The sequence below is a fragment of the Virgibacillus sp. W0430 genome (assembly GCF_051846935.1).
In the GTDB taxonomy this organism is placed as follows: Bacteria; Bacillota; Bacilli; order Bacillales; family Amphibacillaceae; genus JBPYCR01.
This window is the reverse complement of sequence record NZ_JBPYCS010000007.1, coordinates 47,828-67,254: the sequence shown is the minus strand read 5'-3', so window position 1 is coordinate 67,254 and position 19,427 is coordinate 47,828. Positions and strand designations below refer to the sequence as shown.

Genomic DNA, 19,427 nt, shown 5'->3' with positions numbered 1-19,427 from the left:
AAAAATTAATATTCTATCGATTGCTTGCTAGATAATTCTTATACGCTATTAATGCGTTATAATGTAATGCGGCTCCTTACCTTCAATCGAACGAACGACATTTTCAGCTGTTCTTACTTGCAACTCCTCTTCTGCTTCCTCTGATAAATAAGCAGCGTGAGGGGTTATAATCACTTCTTCTAGCTTTAATAGCTCGTTGTTTAAATTAGGCGGCTCCTCTAGCAAAACGTCCAATCCTGCACCTGAAATATGCTTCTCCTTAATTAACCGGACTAAATCTTCCTCAACGATAACGCCACCTCGACACGTATTTACGATTAACGCTCCTTTTGGCAAAAGCTTCATTTTTTCGTAATTAAGCATATTTTTCGTTTCTTCCGTTAGAGGAACGTGTAAGCTTACGAGGTGCGATTGCGTCAGTAATTCATCCAACTCAACCGGTGTTACGCCGTATGCTTCAAAAGCGGCTTCATCGGCATAACGATCATGAGCGATGATCTTCACACCGAACGGCTTTAATCGTTTTGCTACTTCCCGAGCAATTTTGCCAAAACCAAGCAGTCCAATAACAGTACTACTTAACCGATGGATCGGAGCTGTGTCCGTTGGGTCCCATTTTCCTTGCTTTGCCTTTTTATTATAAGCAGGCAGTCGACGGAGTAATGTTAAACATAAAGCGAGCGTATGATCACACACTTCTTCCACACAATAATCAGGAAGATTGCTTACAGTAATACCGCGTTTTGCTGCAGCTTGCACGTCGACATGATTAAAGCCCATTCCGAAAGTAAAAATAGCTTTACAATTTTCTAACTCACGCAACAACTCATCCGTCACTTGAAACGCAACTTGAGCAACTAAAGCGTCGGCATATATCCCGAATTCCGCTTTATCCTTTTCAAATGTTGAAGCTGTTGACAGTTTATATTCAATACCATGGCGCTCATATACTTCAAATTCTTTATCGTGTGTTAATCCTGCGTCATCTATTATCCAAACCTTTGCTTTCTTTTGCATAGATCGTTTTCCTCCTTATTGTTCAACAAATATCAATAAAGCAAGCAGCCATTATCCTGGCTGCTCCTAATGCAATGCGCTAACATTAATATAAAAGAGTAAAGCATTCCATTCATGGGATTCCTCTTTTTAAGCAAAATTTCTTCTCAAATGCATAATGTAAACCGTTTGCATGTCTTACAGTTGGATTGTTTGAATAATATCTTTTAATACTTTCGCCGATTGTTGCAATTTTTTCCGTTCGTCTGCATTCAATTTTAATTCGATGATTTCCTTTACTCCCGAACGATTAATTACAGAAGGAAGGCCAATATATAAGTCATCCAAATCGTATTCACCGTCTACGTAAACAGAAATAGGAAATACCGTATTTTCATTTCCGAAAATAGCCTTTGTGAGCTTGGCCAATCCCATGCCAATACCATAATGCGTCGCTCCCTTTGTTTCCAATACATGTTGAGCAGCGTCACGCACATGAATAGAAATTTCTTCAAGGGTTGTTTTATCTTCTTGATGAACCATATCCAACACTGGTTTTCCGCCAATTGTGGTTGCACTCCACGCAGCCACTTGAGAATCACCATGTTCTCCAACAATATACCCGTTTACGCTATGTGGATTAACTCCAAAATGTTCTCCAAGCATGTAGCAATATCTTGCCGTGTCTAACACCGTTCCAGATCCAATTACACGGTGCTTTGGCAGTCCTGATAGCTTCCATGTCACATGCGTCATAATATCTACAGGATTAGAAGCTATTAAAAAGATTCCATCAAAACCAGCTGCCATCACCTGTCCTACAATCGACCGGAAAATCTCTGTGTTTTGCTCCACAAAATCAAGCCGTGTAGCATCCTTATTTTGACTCGCACCTGCCGTAATACAAACAATATCTGCATCTGTACATTCCGTATAGTTTCCACTTTTTATAGCAGCAGGTGAATCCGCATAAAACAATGCGTGATTTAAATCCATGGCTTCCCCTTTTGCTTTGTCGCTATTCATATCGATCAACACAATCTCATTTGCGATGGATTGGTTTAAAAGCGCATACGCATACGATGCACCAACTGCTCCGGTCCCTACAATTACTACCTTGTTTTTAGCCATTTAAATCACTACCTTTACCTCTAATATTCGTACGAATAGTACTGTAGCTGTATAATTTCGGTCGTTTTGTCTACTTAATTAAAAAGACTCGGGATCCATAACGATAACGCCGGAACATACGTAATGACTAATATACAAATAATCATCGACACAATAAACGGAATGACCGCAACTGCAATCTTTTCAAATTTAACCCGGCCAACGCTCGAGGCGACAAATAAATTAACACCGAGCGGCGGAGTAACAAATCCTATTGCAAGGTTTGCAACGAGAATAACACCGAAGTGAATCGGATCTACTCCTACCGATGTAACAACAGGCAAAAGAATTGGAGTTAATACAACGAGTGCAGAAATCGTATCGATAAACATACCAACTACTAATAAAAGCACATTAATCGTTAGCAAAATGATAACCGGACTATTAGAAAACCCAGTAATAAAATTAGCAATGCTACCAGGAATTTGTTCCAAAGTCATAAAGTAAGCAAAGGATACAGATAACCCGATAATAATCATCGTCGTTGCATTTATAACAACTGCTTCAAGAAACCCGTCAAATATCGTTTTCCATTCCAGCTCTTTATAAACAAACTTTCCAATAATAAGCGCATAGACTGCTGCTACTACTGCGGCCTCTGTCGGTGAAAAAATTCCGCCGTAAATACCACCGAGTATAATAACGGGAATTAACAACGCCCATTTCGCCTCGTTTACTGCTTTCATTAAATCTTTAAAGTTAACCTTTGTTACTGTATCCGGTTTATAGCCCCGTTTTTTAGACATAATAAAGGACAATAGAAGCAAGACGCCACCAATCAGCATCCCCGGCAAAATCCCAGCCATAAACATGCTACCTACAGAGACACTCCCAATAACACCATATAAAACAAACGGAATACTTGGTGGAATAATTACTCCGATAGAACCAGCAGATGCCGTAACAGCCGCTGCAAATCCACCGTCATACTTTTTTGCAACCATTGCTGGTATCATAAACCCGCCAATTGCTGCAACCGTTGCCGGTCCCGAACCAGAAATCGCCGCAAAAAACATACAAGCTGTAATTGTAACGAGGGACAAGCCACCTGTCATCCAACCTACCATTACAGTTGCTAAATCGAGTAACCGTTTGGATACACCACCCTTTCCCATTAATATACCGGCCAGCATAAAAAATGGAATGGCTAGCAACGGAAAAGAGTCCAGTGCTGTAAAAGCTTTTTGTGCAATTATATCCAATGGTAGCGTCGTCCCAAAGTAAATAGCAACTAGTGCGGAAACACCGAGTGAAATAGCGATTGGCACGCCAATTAACAAGCAAATAAATAACGTTCCAAACAATAATCCTACTGTCATTACATCGATTCCCCGCTTTCCAGTTTGTCATAGTTGCTTTTAGAAATTTTAATAAGCTGCTGTATTAAACGGATAGACATACCTGCGCCGCCGATTGGGATAGCGAGAAAAGGAATCCAGAAAGGAATTTGTATCGCTGGTGAAACTTGTCCATTTCGTAAGCTATCTAGCACGAGCTTTGTGCCAAATACCGCTAAAAATAATGCAAGCAAAAACCAAATAATAACCGAAACCATCTCTAATATTTTACGAATCGTTCCATGAAACAAATTTATAAACGCTTCTACACGAATATGTTCTCTTAATTTCACCGCATAGCTCGCACCTATCCATACTTGAAAAACATGAATATATCTAGCTGCTTCCTCTGTCCAGCTCGGGGCATTTTGTAGTACATAACGCCCAAATACTTGACTTGCTATGAGGGCAACCATTAGGACGAGCGTCCAAACTAATACTATTTCTTCCAGTCGTGCAAACCTTTTAGCCATGCTGCACATCCTTTTCTTTATAAGTATTCGAAAAAAACGTGTAAATTCTCCAAACTATCTTTACCTATTTCAAACGTTTTTATAGCTTCATCGCAGTGCCCTTTTTACTTAAAGCTGCACTGAGAAATTCACTTGAAATATAAGTGATGAGGCAATTCAAAAACAATTAAATAACCGTACCACCTATTACCAAAAATTCTGCACATGAGGAAAGAAGGGAAATCAGTACCTACTGATTTCCTCCTCAATTGATGCATATGAATGCGATTTATTATTCGTTTGCTGATAATGCTTTATTCACTAAATCCTCACCGAGCTCTGGAGTGTACTTATCGTAAACTGGTTGTACCGCTTCACGAAACGCCTTTTTTTGTTCTGGCGTAAGCTCATTTACTTGCATGCCTTCCTCTTTCAAGATTTCTAACCACTCTGAATCTTGTTTCTGTGCGATTTCTCGTTGCTCTGTACGATATTCCTCTGCTTTTTCCATTACAAGCTCTTGTAAGTCTTCTGGTAAGTTATTGTAAAAATCGTTATTCATTAACAAAATTGTTGCTGCGTAAAAATGGCTGCTTAACGTTAAGTAATCTTGCACTTCATAAAACTTGTTCGTATATAATAATGAAATTGGCTGTTCCATTGCATCATACGTTCCTTGTTGAAGTGCTGTATACAATTCCCCAAAAGCAAATGGAGAAGCATTCGCACCAAATTGCTTAAACGTATCTGTTTGAAGCGGGTTTTCCATTGTACGGAATTTTAATCCTTTTAAATCTTCTGGTGCTTCGACTGGTCCTTCGTTATTTGAAATATGGCGGAACCCATTCTCTGCATATACTAAACCTTTTAAATCATTATTTGAAAGCTCATCTAATAACTTTTGACCCATCTCTCCATCAAGTGCTTTATAAGCCGCTTCGTAATCATCAAATAAAAACGGAAGGTCAAATACCATAAACTTTTTATTAAAAGAGGAAACTGCCGCAAGTGCTGGTATTGTCATTTCTACATTCCCTAGCTGTACCGCTTCAACTGCTTCTCGATCTGAACTATAAAGTGATCCGTTTGGAAAAAGCTCCACAGTCAAACGGCCATCAGATTCTTCTTCCAATTTCTTTTTAAAATTTTCCGCCGCTAAATGCGTTGACTGCTCTTCTGATACGAGATATGCGAGTCGAATTGTGTAATTATCTCCGCTTTCTCCACCTTCTCCATCACTTGATGAACTGCCACCATCTGGACGTCCACATGCCGTTAATACTAAAATAGATACGAGTAATAGTGTAATAATTTTCTTCATTTTATTTAAAGCCCTCCTCAAGATATATGTAATTATTTAATTGCTAACATTATTTCGATAATTACGTAAAATGACATGACTCTGATGAACCGGGCAAACTGGCATGTCGATTATACGATTATTACTACTTAAATGCAGCTAGGGTTACTTTTTTAATGATACAAGATTGTTTTCTCAACGTGTCGGCGGTAATTATTTGATCATTTATAAGCCGTATTGTAGTCTATAAATACAGGTTTTTAAAACGTGTGGACGGTACATTTAATAGGGGTCAATGAATGAATGTAATGTAATGTAGCAATCGCTTTCAATTCACTCGTATAATCTGTATGAAGCAACACTCCTTTTACGTATAACAGTATACTGTATACAACATAATAAATTAATTCTCCTCATTTGTAAACAGGTTTTTACATGTTTTATTTTACAAGTCGTTCAAACTGTAACCCAACAAAACAACTTCCCAGCGTTTTCAACAGTATTTATCGAAGTTTCATTAGTATTTGTTAACATTCTTTTGAATTTTAGCCGAATCGAACAACTAAAACACCCCTCTCTCTGCAAAAGCGTTAAAGAAAGGGGCAGCATCCTTTTACACATATATTCGACACTCGCATGTTTATTATATTCCCTACATGTGTAATGTGCTTACAGTATATCGGACAGATTTTGCTGGGCTTCCTGTACTTGCTGCCGAACATCATGCAATTGCTCGAATGCTTGCTGAAATTGGGCATTCTTAGTAATATCCCATCCAGCATCCTCCTGAATACGTCGAAGCACATGCTCAGCTTGCTGTAATTGTTCATCCGCTTGATTTAAAACACCTTCATCCGAGCCTTGCGCTTGAAGAACAGCCCCTTGAGCACTTTTGATTTGTTGGCTTGCTTGTTGTAATTGATTATGCACATCTTGCCGCATCTACGATACCCCTCCTTTATGGCTACTCTCCATAGAATAACCGTTGAAGGCAACTTTTATGAATTCAAAATAAATGGAAAATGTTTCACAAACTCAACTAAGTCCTGTTCTCGGTTTCTTGAATCAATGGTGCTTGAATTGTGAAATTCAAACAAATCGGTATAATAGTATTAAACGATTGTAGATAACGGTATGCGATTGTGAGCGATACGAAACCGAATCAAATAGGACGGTCTTTGCATTGCTAGCTAAATTTCATTCAATACGTGCGCTTGACTATAACCTTTTTGCTTTTAATGGTACAATTTAGCTATAAGAATTACTTTTGAATTTATTATGAATCTTACTATGCTAATGAAATTCATATTAAACACTGTAGAGGAGAGGAAAATATGCAACAAAAAGAACAATTTGAAAAAATAAAGAATGGTAAAGGATTTATTGCTGCTTTGGACCAAAGTGGAGGAAGTACACCGAAAGCACTTGCTGCATATGGTGTTCCAGAAACTGCTTTTAACAATGAGGAGGAAATGTTTGACCTCGTTCACAAAATGCGTACACGAATCATCACTTCACCAGCTTTTGATCCCGAATACATTTTAGGTGCAATTCTATTTGAGCAAACAATGGATAGCAAAATCGAAGGAATATATACAGCAGATTACTTAGCTGAAAAGAAAGGGATTGTTCCTTTTCTAAAAGTTGATAAAGGCCTTGCTGACGAATCAAATGGTGTACAAATGATGAAGCCAATGCCAGATTTGGATGAATTACTAAAGCGTGCGAATGAGCGTAATATATTTGGAACTAAAATGCGCTCTGTTATAAAGCAAGCAAATCCAGAAGCGATTAAAGCAGTCGTTGATCAGCAGTTTGAGGTTGGAAAACAGATCATTGCTGCAGGACTCGTACCTATTATCGAGCCGGAAGTGGATATTCATAGCCCAGAAAAAGAGAAATGTGAAGAGCTAATGAAAGCAGAGATCCTTGATCACTTAAATAACTTGGGTGAAGATGAGTTTGTTATGTTAAAGCTGTCGATACCAACAAAAGCGAACTTATACAAGGAGCTTATTGATCATCCAATGGTTATTCGTGTCGTTGCATTGTCTGGTGGGTACTCTACAGAAGAAGCAAATGAAAAGCTAAAGGCAAATGACGGTTTAATTGCTAGCTTCTCCAGAGCATTGAGTCAAGACTTGAATGTTAACCAAACGGACGATGAATTTAATGCGAAACTTAAAAGTGCTGTTAAGTCTATTTACGAAGCATCTATTTAAATACAAAAAGCAAGCAGACGCACATGTGTCTGCTTGCTTTTTTTCTTACACGATCCTTTACTTACTTTTATAGTACTGATCCTATTTGTACGGTTTGCGTTCATGTATTTAGTGCCTTTTCCATCGAAACGACTTCTAATTTGACCCCGTTATCACGATATAAGTGCTCTTCATCATATACACGGTAGCCTAGCCGCTCATACAATGCTATGTTTTTAGCAACCATTTTTCGGACCTTGCAGCGACTATAGACCTTTCCAGCTTTACTTGCATATTCTTCTACCGATCCAATTAGGCTCTTTGCTATCCCTTGCCCTTGCTTTTCAGGGAGCACGGATAATCGATAAAAATAAACGTCTTCTTCCCTTAGACGAAATCGAATCATACCTACAGGTGTTCTATCTATATATGCGAGTAAAGCTTGCTCTTGCTTTTGCAACCCTTCTTCTATAGATGCCAACGATTCCTCTAAGGCTGTTGAAGGTGGCGTTTCATTTTTATACGTTTTAAAAGCCTGCATCATTAAACTGTAAATAATTGGAGCATCTGAGCGTGTAGCTTTTCGTACCTTCACCGCACGTTCTCCTTTCTAATTCCAAGCAGGTATTTGCCAGTATTATAATTCATTTATATGATCGTACCACTGATCCTTTGTTCGTGCACGGGTCTAGGCGCTTAATTAGCTACACTCTAAGTATTACTGCTCCAAAATGTTTAGAACAAAACTCCACGCTTCACGGTTCGATAGCTCCTCAACGGGCACTTTCATATTAGCGCCTAAGTAAACGGTTCTCCCTTCGATCGCAACAACCATCGCTTGAATAATTGGGTCACTATCATTTTTCTGGTACACATCTCCAATTCTTGGCATTCCTTTTGCTTGCGACCCGTTCTTCTCTACTTGCATTCGCTCAGCCACAACGTTTGGTACGTGCTCGTGTATGTGCTTCGAGTCCGCCTTTTGTAAATCAATCTTCGTTGCCCCGTCCTCTAACCCTGGAACCATTACCCAATATTCATTATGCTTAATGCCATTTTCCTTATTACTAATCACCCCATTTTTCTCAATAGAAGATACCATTTCGATCGCATGTAAATGGTGGTGATCTAAGGAATCTGGCATCGGATTAATAACTAAAATATAATCACCAACCTTTGCCTTAACGTCTTTACGCAACGTATACCGTTTATAATTACAGACAAAGCTATCTAAGTGCTGTGGTTTATATAGATCTATTTCTTTCGCTGTTGCCAGCTGTTGTTCGAGATCCTCAAGCCGTACGAGGTGAATTGACTGTTTAAAAAAAGGCTTTACTGTATAAACCTTATGCAATTGGTTGTTGTAGTAAACAAACTGTCCTCTTTTCACATTCAAAAGCTTCAAAAAAAAACCTCCTTTGTATTGCTTTTCAAAAAACACACTTAAAAATAGAAGCATACGTTTGTTAAGAACGATTATTGAACACTGTTTATCCGAAGAGCTTTCCATTTCTGTCAATATATTTTCTTTGGTTCAATCTTTTCACGAGAAGTTTTTTAAAACACAAAGACTTGCTGCTAAAAGCTATTTCACTCGCTTTCTTTCACCGTTTTATAAAAGGAGACTGCCATTAAAATAACAATAATGGAAAAAGGTAGTGCAGCAATAATAAGCATGTTTTGAAAGCCACCAATTCCACCGAAATACATCACAATCGCAGCCATTGCTGATAAAGTGAGCCCCCATATAATTTTCACTGTATTTGCCGGATTCAACTGCCCCCCTGTACTAAACATACCTAAGACAAACGTAGCAGAGTCAGCAGATGTAATGAAAAAAACAGCTATTACAAAAACAGTTACAAACGACATCAGCGTTCCGAGCGGGTAATGCTCATACATGCCAAATGTGACGGTTTCTGTAGCCAATGTTGACAGCTTCGTAATACCCCGTTGCTCTAAGTCAATCGCAGATATGCCAAAAACAGAAAAGAAAATAATCGTCACAAAAGTAGGTGCTAGGAGTACTCCCGCAATAAATTGCCTAATTGTCCTTCCTTTTGATACACGGGCAATAAACATCCCTACAAATGGTGCCCAAGAAATCCACCACGCCCAGTAAAAGATCGTCCAATCATTAATCCACTGTCTCTTTTCTGTATGAACAGGCTTTAAATCAAAGCTCATTTCAATAAAATTGCCAAAATAATTGCCGATCGTAGTGGTAAACATATTTAAAATATACATGGAAGGACCTACGATGAATAATGTGATTACGAGGAGTATCGCAACAATCATGTTAATCGTGCTTAAATATTTAATCCCTTTTCCAATTCCAGTCCAAGCAGATAAAATGAATAACCCTGTAGCAATAACTAGGATAAGTAATTGAAACCAAAATGTTTTAGGCGCTTGAAATAAAAAGGATAATCCACTATTAATTTGCGCAGACCCAAAGCCAAGTGTTGAAGCAACACCGACAATAGTAGCAAAAATAGCAAGCGTATCGATGACACTCCCAGCTTGTCCACGCATAAGCTTTTTCCCAAATATCGGCTCTAATGTTGCACTTATTAACCCCGATGAACCTTGATGGAACTTAAAATAAGCAAGTACAAGCCCTACAATAGAATATAGTCCCCAACCATGAAAGCCCCAATGAAAAGCAGCATACTGAAAGGCTTCTACAATCGCTTGATCGGTTCCCGGTTCTGCGTTTGGAGCGCTTTTGAACGCATGAGAAATCGTTTCCGCTGTTGTAAAAAACATAAGACCTATACCCATCCCAGCACTAAATAGCATCGCAAACCAAGCCGTTAAACTAAACTCGGGCTTATCATCCTCTTTCCCTAGCTTAATACTACCGAAACGAGAAAACATTAAATAAATGCACAATACAATCATTGCAATGATGACAAACATATAAAACCATCCGAACCGGTTATATATAAAAACAGTCATAGAGCTAGTCAGTTGATTTAAATTTTCAGGAGCTATAGACCCCCAAAGAACGATCGCAACACATATAATTACTGCGTACCAAAACACATTCGTAATATGCAATGAAATCCCCCCATCCTTTATCGTTAGGATGAGCAAGATCGTCTAAAGCAATTCATTTTATATAAAAAAAGTCCGTACTGGAAACTACAAGTGCCTCACTTCATTTTGTTTTAAATTTAGTGGCTAAAAACGAAAAAAGAAGGCAAACATAATTCGTTTGCCTTCCTCTTTTAAAACTTATAATAAAAATGGCTGTAAAGCTAGTAAGATCCAGTAGCTTCAGCATGGCCAACTGTTTTTTCGTCTAAGCCAAGCAACTCATCCGTTAAAGCTTGAATTTCTTGAAAAAGCGCTCGATCGTCTGCCAACGACTGCCCATACGATGGAACCATCTCTTTTATTTTCGGCTCCCATTCTTCCATACGCTCTGGGAAGCATCGCTGCAATACATCAAGCATGACATGAACAGCAGTGGAAGCACCCGGAGAAGCACCGAGTAATGCAGCAATCGAGCCGTCTGCAGCACTAACTACTTCGGTACCAAACTGAAGCGTCCCTTTGCCACCAGCCTCTGTATCTTTAATAACTTGCACACGCTGTCCGGCTACAATTAGCTCCCAATCAGAATCTTTTGCATTCGGTATAAACTGACGTAGCTCCTCCATGCGCTGCTCTTTCGATAGCATAAGCTGTTTAATTAAATATTTCGTTAAGGCCATTTGTTTTGCGCCAGCTGACAGCATTGTCAAAACGTTATACGGCTTCACTGAAGTGATTAAATCAAAAATCGATCCGGTTTTTAGGAACTTCGGTGAAAAGCCAGCAAATGGTCCAAATAATAACGACCGTTTATTATCGATATACCTTGTATCCAAATGTGGCACAGACATTGGCGGTGCGCCAACAGGAGCCTTGCCGTATACTTTTGCATGATGCTGCTCAACGACATCAGGATTGTTGCAAACCATAAATAGACCGCTTACCGGGAAGCCGCCAATATTTTTAGCTTCTGGAATACCGGACTTTTGCAATAAGTGCAAACTCCCGCCTCCAGCACCGATAAAGACAAATTTCGCCGTATGGTGCGTAATTCGGCCACTTTCCATATGAATAACTTCTAATTCCCATAAGCCACCATGCGTACGTTTAATATCCAACACATTGTGCTTATAATGAATATTTACGTTTTCATTTTCCAAGTGATCGAACATGATCCGTGTCAGTGCGCCAAAATTAACATCTGTGCCTGTATCCATTTTTGTTGCCGCAATTGGTTCGTTACTTTCGCGTCCATCCATCATAAGAGGAATCCATTGCTTTAATTGCTCCGGATCATCGGAAAATTCCATCCCAGCAAACAAAGGATTTTGTGAAAGCGCCTCATACCGCTTTTTTAAGAACTGTACGTTTTCTTCTCCATGTACATAACTCATATGCGGCAAGGACATAATAAAGTCCTCGGGCTTGCGCAAACGACCATTCTTTACGAGATACGACCAAAATTGCTTAGACAACTGAAACTGTTCATTAATCTTTAATGCTTTGCTTATGTCTACAGAGCCATCCGGATTTTCTTTCGTATAATTAAGCTCACATAATGCTGCATGTCCTGTTCCTGCATTATTCCACTCGTTCGAGCTTTCCTCACCAGCAGCTGCTAATGTTTCAAAAACGGTAACCTTCCAGTCCGGTACTAACTCTTTTAAAAGGATCCCTAAAGTCGCACTCATAACCCCGGCACCAATTAATATAATATCTGATTCTGTTGGTTTATCGTACATTTTACCATATCCTTATTTCATATAATTATTTATTGTGCAATCTAAAGAAAGGATGTACATTACCTGCCCATCCATCGCTATTGTCTGGACAAATTTCGTCATCCATTACTTATATACCAATTATACATAATAATAGTTTAATAAAGCACTTCATAGACTATAGTATTTATTAATAGTATGTAATAAATAAAAGTTATACGATTGGACTTCTTGTAAACAAAGCTTAGATTCCTGTGGACCTTCGACCGGTGCCTTTCGTACAAAAGTCTACATGTAGCCCGATTTTCGCTAATTAATCCGTTAATGGAATTGTGAATGTTTCCTCACTGCCAGGAGTAGGTAAACTCCCGTCTAGACCGTCTACTAATAAAACATTGTTTACAACAAGACTTTCTGGCGTACCGTCTATCTGTTTAAATTTAAACGTATACACTTCATGCGCATTAGGGGGAATTTTTTCCATATGAGGAAACGACTCTGTTCCTTCTCCTTTATCCGTCTGCAAGGTTAATGTACCCGAACTTCCCCAGCCAAAGGCTACACTATACTTTTCATTTGTATTTTCCACACGCATCTCTACATGGTAGCCATCACTTTACTTTTCAATTGTAAAATCAGAAAACACTAGATTACTTGTAATAAAAGGTTCAATATGTGTCAAATCAAAATTCGAGTCATTACGTACATTTGCACTACTCAGCATTTTCTCGTCATCAGCAGTTAATTCTTTGATAACTTCTGCCTTAACCTCTTCCTTCAATTCACTTTTAACTTCCTCTCGAATTTCCGCTTCTGTTTTCGTGCTCTCCTTTGCCGAACAGCCTAACACACTAACTGTAAGAACTATGAGGATTACTGCTACAAACTTATACCGCATCATATTCAAGTGCTCCTTCTTCTATAAGTTTCTTCGTTTTTTCTATATCTAATTTCGATACTTTATGTTTTGGCACATAGTTCATTAAGTACTTCTTTAGCTCGTCTGGATCTGTAATTACCGCTGTCCTTTCGGAGTATACATTCACACTTACCTTTGGATTGCAAAAAAACACAACCCCTTCCACCCATGTTGGAATGCTATTCTGCTTTAAGAATTTGGACAGAATAAACGTTTGTCTACGAACTTGCTTTACCGGGTTTCCCATTTGGTTTGAGTACCTTCCACCGTTACGACCTACTTTATGTTGCGTCCACTTATAATCCGCTTCATTTCCTACAATATTACCTTTATGATTTTTCACTTCTACAATAAAAATTCCGTTTTCAGCAACTACTAAATGGTCGATTTCCGCATTTCCTTCACTCGTATTTATTTGCACAGAGCGAAATACCTTATAACTACTGGGGAGTTCTTGTAAAGCTATTGATGTTCTTTCTTCTCCCTTCAATCCCGATTTAAGAGCTGCATACTTGCGCCAAAAATTAATCCCGATTAGACCAGGAATAAATGGTAACAGATGAAATATTCCATCAAAATGAAATCCTTGGGTGAAGGCGATAAAATAAATAATTGTAGGTATCCAAAACAGGATAGATAACGTCACATATGTATTTGCTTTGCTATAAATTGAATTTTGCTTATATTGTTTTTTTCGCATTATACCCCCTACCTTCCATGAAATTTGCATCAGAAGCAAACGATACTAAATCTATTATACGATACAAATTGCCCTTTTGTTACTATTTGTCGAAAGATGATTGAGCCAAGTATTTGTGGGTGTTATTTTAAGAAGTTAAAAAACCTCTCTTTGTATTCGTTACTATTAGTATTGATTCCTACCGACCGCAGAGATATACACTACGGTTTCCGTGGGCACGGCCTCACCCTCCTCTAGAAAATCAACGGTGTTATTCATGTGTATATCGTTCGAAGTGTTAGATTCGTGCATCTGTTCCCCCACAAACACTTTACTCATACTCGAAAGATACTCTAACTACAACCTACCAGAAGAAAAGAAGAGTATAGCAATACTCGCAAATTATAAACCAAGAAATACGTTCGTTAAAGCAAAGAAAAACTAAACAGTGCAGCAGGAGCGATACGCTTCTTACATACGCCGTTTAGTTTCGTTTTTTCACTTACCGCCATTTCGCAGCAACAAAGGGTATTATTAGCACAAGTTCGATGAACCTATTGAACCGTTCACTCTTACTATATATATCGGATAAAACATAATTCACTGTAATCCTACCAGCCGCGATCTGACATTCTTTCTTCCGTACGTAATGAAGCAATCTCAAGCCCTTTCATTGCGGCTCCTAAATCCTTTGAAAGCTGACCAATTAACTCATAATCTTGGAAATTTGTCGTTGCTTGAACGATTGCTTTCGCGAACCTTTCTGGGGAATCCGATTTAAAAATACCAGATCCTACAAATACACCATCTGCACCTAGCTCCATCATTAATGCCGCGTCTGCTGGTGTCGCCACACCGCCTGCTGCAAAGTTAGCAACCGGGAGTCTGCCTGCTGCTTTAATTTGCTTCAATATTTCATACGATGCACCAAGGTTTTTCGCTTCTGTCATCAGCTCATCGTCATTCATACGTACTACTTTACGTACTTGTGCATTCACTTTACGAAGATGACGAACCGCCTCCACAATATTGCCGGTTCCTGGCTCGCCCTTCGTACGGAGCATTGAAGCACCTTCACCAATTCGACGAGCTGCCTCGCCTAAGTCACGGCAACCGCAAACAAATGGTACATTGTAATCGCTCTTTAAAAGGTGAAACTCCTCATCTGCTGGCGTTAACACTTCACTTTCATCCAAATAATCGACATTCATTGCTTCAAGCACACGTGCTTCTGAAATATGACCGATTCGAACCTTTGCCATAACCGGAATAGATACTGCTTGCATTACCGCTTCAACAATTCGAGGATCGGCCATTCGTGCAACACCACCAGCAGCGCGAATATCCGATGGAACTCTCTCTAACGCCATTACCGCTACCGCGCCTGAAGCTTCAGCAATCTTCGCCTGCTCTGGATTGATTACGTCCATAATGACGCCACCATTTGTGATTTCCGTAAAACTTTTCTTGTTTCCCATTTATATCACTCCACTCAAAGTTGTGTTTTCTCATTCTATTTTTTATTATAGAAAGGAAGTGACACTAATGAAATAGCCAGTTTTGATGAATTTGATGGTATCAGATGCGAAAGCACCGAAGAAAATGATTAATAAGGGGGAATTACTAGGTGGATATGCTAGCTTGTCATTTAAATCGAGCAATAGACATTCCGTTATATGAACAATTGTACGATTTTATTAAAAAGGAAATTACAGAGGGGCATTTAGCGTATGGCTCAAAGTTACCTTCAAAACGGAAGCTTTCTGAGTTCTTAAAGGTTAGCCAAAATACGGTAGAAAATGCTTACGGACAATTAATAGCGGAAGGGTATATCGAAGGGGTGCCTCGCAAAGGCTACTTCGTTTTAGCTTATGAGGACTTGGAGTATGTCCAAACAGAGACACCATCTGCTCATGAGAAAACAGTCGAACATAAAGATACTGCGTATTACTTTCACCCGAGTCGTATTGACACCGAAAGCTTCCCATTTGCCCAATGGCGTAAATATGCTAGAGATACGATTGACCAAGCACACCATTCCTTGCTATTGCTCGGAGATAAACAAGGCGAATTGGAATTACGAAAGCAGATTGCGAATTATTTGTATCACGCTCGTGGTGTGAAGTGTTCAGCAGATCAGATTATTATTGGTGCCGGAAGCGATATCCTTTTACAGCAGCTCATCCTTCTGTTTGATAAACAGACTGTTTATGGCGTGGAAAATCCAGGATACCACGTAATTTTACACATTTTAGAAAGCTATCAAAACACCGTACAGCCTTTAGAAGTTGATGCAGACGGCGTCAAAATACAATCAATCGAAAAAGCGAACATTGATGCCGTTTACGTTACACCTTCCCATCACTTTCCATATGGATCGGTCCTTTCCGTAAATCGTAGAATCAAACTATTAAACTGGGCAGCTGAAAAGGAGAATCGCTATATTATTGAAGACGATTACGATAGTGAATTTCGTTACAGCGGAAAGTCCATTCCTTCCTTACAAAGCATGGATCATCGCGAAAAGGTCGTTTACTTAGGCTCTTTTTCCAAATCACTAATCCCATCGCTACGTATTAGTTATATGGTATTGCCAATGCATTTATTAAAAAAGTATAAGGATAAAGAGCTGTCCTACTATCATTGCTCTGTATCCCGTATCGACCAGCATATCCTTTCGCAATTTATGAAGGAAGGGGAGTTCGAAAAGCATCTCAATCGCATGCGGAAAATTTATCGGCGAAAACTTGAAAAGACATTAGACGTATTAAAACCGTATAAACAGACCGTTGAAGTTATTGGTGAGCACTCTGGGCTTCATATTGTTTTAAACGTAAAAAACGGCATGCAAGAGCAAGAGCTCGTACAAAATGCTTGGAAGGCAGGCATTAAGATTCACCCGCTCTCCGCTTACTTATTAGAAAAAAGGGCGGATCCATTACCAAAAATGATTCTCGGCTTTGCTGGAATTGCCGAAAAGGAATTAGAAAAGGCGCTTACCTTATTACTCGAAAGCTGGGGAATTCGATAAGATGGAGGAGGGGGGGCTTGCTTAGCCCAACCCGTTATTCAGTGTATTCACTATGCTCCGACAATGATTACATAAATAACGGAAACCGATTTCCTCCTCCAAGCTTCACAATACTTGCTCGCAAAAAAACGGCTGGCGGAGGATTATTACCTATTAGAAAACAGTATGTATAGCATTCTGAGGACGCACAGCTAAGCTAGAATGATAGGTTTTTTCTCAAAGAGAGATTACGTCATTTCTTACGATATCCCCCTCGTATATTACGTTGAGGCATTATTTTCCGCCTATTGTTTCTAAATGGTTCTATATCAATAATCGGGTATGTTATACCCGTTACTTTGCACTACAGGCGGACGCTTTCCGCGGGCATGGCTTGAGCCTCCTCGGAAGAAAACCACTTCCTGTGGGGTCTCAAGACGCATGCTTTTCCCGCAGGTGTCGCCGCCTTTCATTCCAAGTAACTCATAAGTGCAATCATTGGTATAAGTGATTGAGTCTCTGTCTGAATAATATGTCAAACATCTTGGACGTTCCGTCATATTCCTAGATAATGGTCTTAGGATTATTTGGGATATTTAGTACAATTCTTATCCCCCTTGCAGGCATAAACATTCGGAAGACTGTTTCCCAGTCTGCGTTTTGACCTTCATACACGCAGGCTGTACACCTTGCTATTCAAACCTGGATGTTAGTAGCTCTAGGGCGGCTGTCAATACAAGGATCGTACTCATAGACGAGGCTGCTGATCAGCGTTCACACTAGGGATATTACAGAGCGTCCAAGAGCTAAGTTCCAATGATTATAAATCGAAAGGAGTGTTTATCCCATGAAGTTATTTGTTGGTTTAGATGTTCGTTTTTTTAATATCAAGGTTTGTATTGAGCACTCGTCTTCACCCCGCAAGAAAATTTGCACGTTTGGTGGATACGCTACTACGCAAAAGCCAAGTTTACACGTACAAAAGGGTCGTAGATATATGAAGCATAAATAGCTTCTAAACCCTTTTATGTTACCAGTACTTTACATATTTTTACTGGTGTTAGTTTTGTGTTGCCTTTTTAATATTTTTTAAGATAATAGTACCTTGATAAACCAATAACTAATTATTTTCTTCTTGACATATTACAGCAGGTCTACACAGTTTAATCGACTTTAAGCTTGCCCGGTTGCAGATACGTGTGCCAATTCAATCGGATCTTTATTGAGCTCCAGATTTTTCTTATGTACTTTTTCTACAATATAGCCCCAGTCATCAAGTACCATTTGAGCAATAACCGGGTCAAACTGTGTGCCTTTTCCCCGCTCTATCTCCTCTCGAATTTTGTTAAAATCCATTGCTTTTCGGTAAGATCGATTCGAGGACATAGCGTCAATTGCATCGGCAACCCCGATTACTCGAGCAATTAAAGGAATTTCCTCTCCTTTAAGACCTGCAGGATATCCTTTTCCATCCCATCGCTCATGGTGATATAGTACCCCATCAATAAATTCAGCTGGAATGCCAAGGCTTTTGCAAATATTAGCCCCTTCTACTGGATGCCTTTTCATCAAACGATATTCTTGATCCGTAAGCTTCCCTTTCTTTAGCAGCACAAGATCGGGCGTCGTTAACTTCCCTACATCATGTATGACCCCTGTTTGATACACCAATTCTTTATCCAATTGAGGGAAAAATTTGCTAATCGTTTTGCTTAGCAACGCCACACGCTGTGAATGCCCCTTCGTATATAAATCTCTTGCTTCAACACTTCGAGATAAACTCATAATCGTATGAATTTGCTTTGATTCTTTTTTCGTATTTTGAATCAGCTCTTGTACAACAAGAAAAATTAAAAAAATCATAATTAAAAATGATGTTAAATGATCGAGTAATACGACCATGTTTTCAGAGTGAGATATATCCTTTGTCATAAGTAAAAATAATAGCACCGAGCTAGTTGCTGCAAAGAAATAGAGCTTTCGATTTTTAAATAACAGTGATAGGACCGGGACAAGTAGAAAAAGACCACTTAGCGCCACTTCTCCCATTAGCAAATAAGCACTTGAAACAAGAGTTAACGCATTACAAACAATAACGAGCGGTGTAAACCGCTTTAATATAGTGTAATAGGCTAAAAAAGAAGGTATAAATCCAATTATTGCAATAAGTAAGACGAACCAATAGTGATTTGCCGGAGCTACAAAAAAATGTCGCATCGACAGCATAAATCCCCCAAAAAGTGAAGATGCCTGACCAGCTAGTATAATTTTTCTCATCACTCTGCACGCTCCTTTTGATATGTATCTATGTTTATACAGATCGTTTTTATGTATTGGTTAAAAGACTTTCTTCTACCCCATTTTCCAGTTGTACTAGGTAAATATAAAAACGAGCAGCTTTATTGCCTGCTTCATTCTATCAATGAGCACTGTCTGAGAGAGCATGCGTTGCGCATAAAGAAAGCGCTTACCAATGTTTTCTTAAAAATTATATTCAAGATTACTTATCATCCATATTTATTATACTAAATAGCTTTTTGAACTGTATATACTATTTTATCGGTAAAAACCTTTTTATATGTAGCTCTTTTTTTAAAATT

Annotated in this window: 17 protein-coding genes; 2 read left to right on the top strand and 15 right to left on the bottom strand. The window is 39.0% G+C overall.

Annotation, left to right across the window (positions count from 1 at the left end; genetic code table 11):
• Positions 1-48: 48 nt before the first annotated feature.
• The 6 genes from ACLIBH_RS05665 to ACLIBH_RS05640 all read right to left on the bottom strand — a co-directional run bounded on the left by ACLIBH_RS05665 (position 49) and on the right by ACLIBH_RS05640 (position 6,197).
• Positions 49-1,017: a C-terminal binding protein gene (locus tag ACLIBH_RS05665; protein WP_439315730.1), complete on the bottom strand. Its 969-nt coding sequence runs from the start codon at positions 1,015-1,017 to the stop codon at positions 49-51.
• 177 nt (positions 1,018-1,194) lie between these two features.
• A complete protein-coding gene (locus tag ACLIBH_RS05660; protein ID WP_439315729.1) occupies positions 1,195-2,127 on the bottom strand; it encodes an L-lactate dehydrogenase in 933 nt (310 codons plus the stop codon).
• 74 nt (positions 2,128-2,201) lie between these two features.
• Positions 2,202-3,485: a TRAP transporter large permease gene (locus ACLIBH_RS05655; RefSeq protein WP_439315728.1), complete on the bottom strand. Its 1,284-nt coding sequence runs from the start codon at positions 3,483-3,485 to the stop codon at positions 2,202-2,204.
• The gene (locus ACLIBH_RS05650; RefSeq protein ID WP_439315727.1) at positions 3,485-3,976 is read right to left on the bottom strand and encodes a TRAP transporter small permease; all 492 of its coding nucleotides are present in this window, start codon (positions 3,974-3,976) and stop codon (positions 3,485-3,487) included. The genes ACLIBH_RS05655 and ACLIBH_RS05650 overlap by 1 nt, the downstream gene beginning before the upstream one ends.
• Positions 3,977-4,247: 271 nt before the next feature.
• Positions 4,248-5,276 carry a TRAP transporter substrate-binding protein gene (locus tag ACLIBH_RS05645; protein ID WP_439315726.1) on the bottom strand — a complete coding sequence of 343 codons (1,029 nt, stop codon included), beginning with the start codon at positions 5,274-5,276 and terminating at the stop codon, positions 4,248-4,250.
• A 648-nt stretch (positions 5,277-5,924) separates the two neighbouring features.
• On the bottom strand, positions 5,925-6,197 hold the full coding sequence (locus ACLIBH_RS05640; protein ID WP_439315725.1) for a hypothetical protein: 273 nt from the start codon (positions 6,195-6,197) through the stop codon (positions 5,925-5,927).
• A gap of 392 nt (positions 6,198-6,589) precedes the next feature.
• Here ACLIBH_RS05640 and ACLIBH_RS05635 point away from each other — a divergent pair, with 392 nt between their 5' ends.
• The gene (locus ACLIBH_RS05635) at positions 6,590-7,477 is read left to right on the top strand and encodes a fructose bisphosphate aldolase (protein WP_439315724.1); all 888 of its coding nucleotides are present in this window, start codon (positions 6,590-6,592) and stop codon (positions 7,475-7,477) included.
• A gap of 100 nt (positions 7,478-7,577) precedes the next feature.
• Here the strand turns inward: ACLIBH_RS05635 and ACLIBH_RS05630 are convergent, their stop codons facing one another.
• From ACLIBH_RS05630 to pdxS, 8 genes are all read right to left on the bottom strand, one after another.
• Positions 7,578-8,051, bottom strand: coding sequence for a GNAT family N-acetyltransferase (locus ACLIBH_RS05630; protein ID WP_439315723.1), 474 nt, complete (start codon positions 8,049-8,051; stop codon positions 7,578-7,580).
• Between the two features lie 123 nt (positions 8,052-8,174).
• On the bottom strand, positions 8,175-8,861 hold the full coding sequence (locus tag ACLIBH_RS05625; protein ID WP_439315722.1) for a hypothetical protein: 687 nt from the start codon (positions 8,859-8,861) through the stop codon (positions 8,175-8,177).
• Between the two features lie 185 nt (positions 8,862-9,046).
• Positions 9,047-10,519: a BCCT family transporter gene (locus tag ACLIBH_RS05620; RefSeq protein WP_439315721.1), complete on the bottom strand. Its 1,473-nt coding sequence runs from the start codon at positions 10,517-10,519 to the stop codon at positions 9,047-9,049.
• A gap of 200 nt (positions 10,520-10,719) precedes the next feature.
• Positions 10,720-12,240, bottom strand: a complete 1,521-nt coding sequence (locus tag ACLIBH_RS05615) for a malate:quinone oxidoreductase (RefSeq protein WP_439315720.1) — start codon at positions 12,238-12,240, stop codon at positions 10,720-10,722.
• Between the two features lie 292 nt (positions 12,241-12,532).
• The gene (locus ACLIBH_RS05610) at positions 12,533-12,808 is read right to left on the bottom strand and encodes a hypothetical protein (RefSeq protein ID WP_439315719.1); all 276 of its coding nucleotides are present in this window, start codon (positions 12,806-12,808) and stop codon (positions 12,533-12,535) included.
• Between the two features lie 27 nt (positions 12,809-12,835).
• Positions 12,836-13,120: a hypothetical protein gene (locus tag ACLIBH_RS05605; protein WP_439315718.1), complete on the bottom strand. Its 285-nt coding sequence runs from the start codon at positions 13,118-13,120 to the stop codon at positions 12,836-12,838.
• Positions 13,107-13,838: a nuclease-related domain-containing protein gene (locus tag ACLIBH_RS05600; RefSeq protein WP_439315717.1), complete on the bottom strand. Its 732-nt coding sequence runs from the start codon at positions 13,836-13,838 to the stop codon at positions 13,107-13,109. The genes ACLIBH_RS05605 and ACLIBH_RS05600 overlap by 14 nt, the downstream gene beginning before the upstream one ends.
• Before the next feature lie 590 nt (positions 13,839-14,428).
• The gene (gene pdxS, locus ACLIBH_RS05595) at positions 14,429-15,295 is read right to left on the bottom strand and encodes a pyridoxal 5'-phosphate synthase lyase subunit PdxS (RefSeq protein ID WP_439315716.1); all 867 of its coding nucleotides are present in this window, start codon (positions 15,293-15,295) and stop codon (positions 14,429-14,431) included.
• Positions 15,296-15,444: 149 nt separating this feature from the next.
• On the opposite strand from pdxS, the gene ACLIBH_RS05590 reads away from it, so the two are divergent.
• On the top strand, positions 15,445-16,848 hold the full coding sequence (locus ACLIBH_RS05590) for a MocR-like pyridoxine biosynthesis transcription factor PdxR (protein WP_439315715.1): 1,404 nt from the start codon (positions 15,445-15,447) through the stop codon (positions 16,846-16,848).
• A gap of 1,152 nt (positions 16,849-18,000) precedes the next feature.
• Here ACLIBH_RS05590 and ACLIBH_RS05585 read toward each other — a convergent pair.
• The gene (locus ACLIBH_RS05585) at positions 18,001-19,104 is read right to left on the bottom strand and encodes an HD-GYP domain-containing protein (RefSeq protein ID WP_439315805.1); all 1,104 of its coding nucleotides are present in this window, start codon (positions 19,102-19,104) and stop codon (positions 18,001-18,003) included.
• Positions 19,105-19,427: the final 323 nt, after the last annotated feature.

What these genes read in the sequence shown, in the direction of transcription:
- ACLIBH_RS05660 (WP_439315729.1), bottom strand. Translation starts at nt 2,127, where the DNA reads ATGGCTAAAAACAAGGTAGTAATTGTAGGGACCGGAGCAGTTGGTGCA.
- ACLIBH_RS05635 (WP_439315724.1), top strand. Translation starts at nt 6,590, where the DNA reads ATGCAACAAAAAGAACAATTTGAAAAAATAAAGAATGGTAAAGGATTT.
- ACLIBH_RS05640 (WP_439315725.1), bottom strand. Translation starts at nt 6,197, where the DNA reads ATGCGGCAAGATGTGCATAATCAATTACAACAAGCAAGCCAACAAATC.
- ACLIBH_RS05615 (WP_439315720.1), bottom strand. Translation starts at nt 12,240, where the DNA reads ATGTACGATAAACCAACAGAATCAGATATTATATTAATTGGTGCCGGG.
- ACLIBH_RS05650 (WP_439315727.1), bottom strand. Translation starts at nt 3,976, where the DNA reads ATGGCTAAAAGGTTTGCACGACTGGAAGAAATAGTATTAGTTTGGACG.
- ACLIBH_RS05605 (WP_439315718.1), bottom strand. Translation starts at nt 13,120, where the DNA reads ATGATGCGGTATAAGTTTGTAGCAGTAATCCTCATAGTTCTTACAGTT.
- ACLIBH_RS05645 (WP_439315726.1), bottom strand. Translation starts at nt 5,276, where the DNA reads ATGAAGAAAATTATTACACTATTACTCGTATCTATTTTAGTATTAACG.
- ACLIBH_RS05655 (WP_439315728.1), bottom strand. Translation starts at nt 3,485, where the DNA reads ATGACAGTAGGATTATTGTTTGGAACGTTATTTATTTGCTTGTTAATT.
- ACLIBH_RS05665 (WP_439315730.1), bottom strand. Translation starts at nt 1,017, where the DNA reads ATGCAAAAGAAAGCAAAGGTTTGGATAATAGATGACGCAGGATTAACA.
- pdxS (WP_439315716.1), bottom strand. Translation starts at nt 15,295, where the DNA reads ATGGGAAACAAGAAAAGTTTTACGGAAATCACAAATGGTGGCGTCATT.
- ACLIBH_RS05600 (WP_439315717.1), bottom strand. Translation starts at nt 13,838, where the DNA reads ATGCGAAAAAAACAATATAAGCAAAATTCAATTTATAGCAAAGCAAAT.
- ACLIBH_RS05585 (WP_439315805.1), bottom strand. Translation starts at nt 19,104, where the DNA reads ATGAGAAAAATTATACTAGCTGGTCAGGCATCTTCACTTTTTGGGGGA.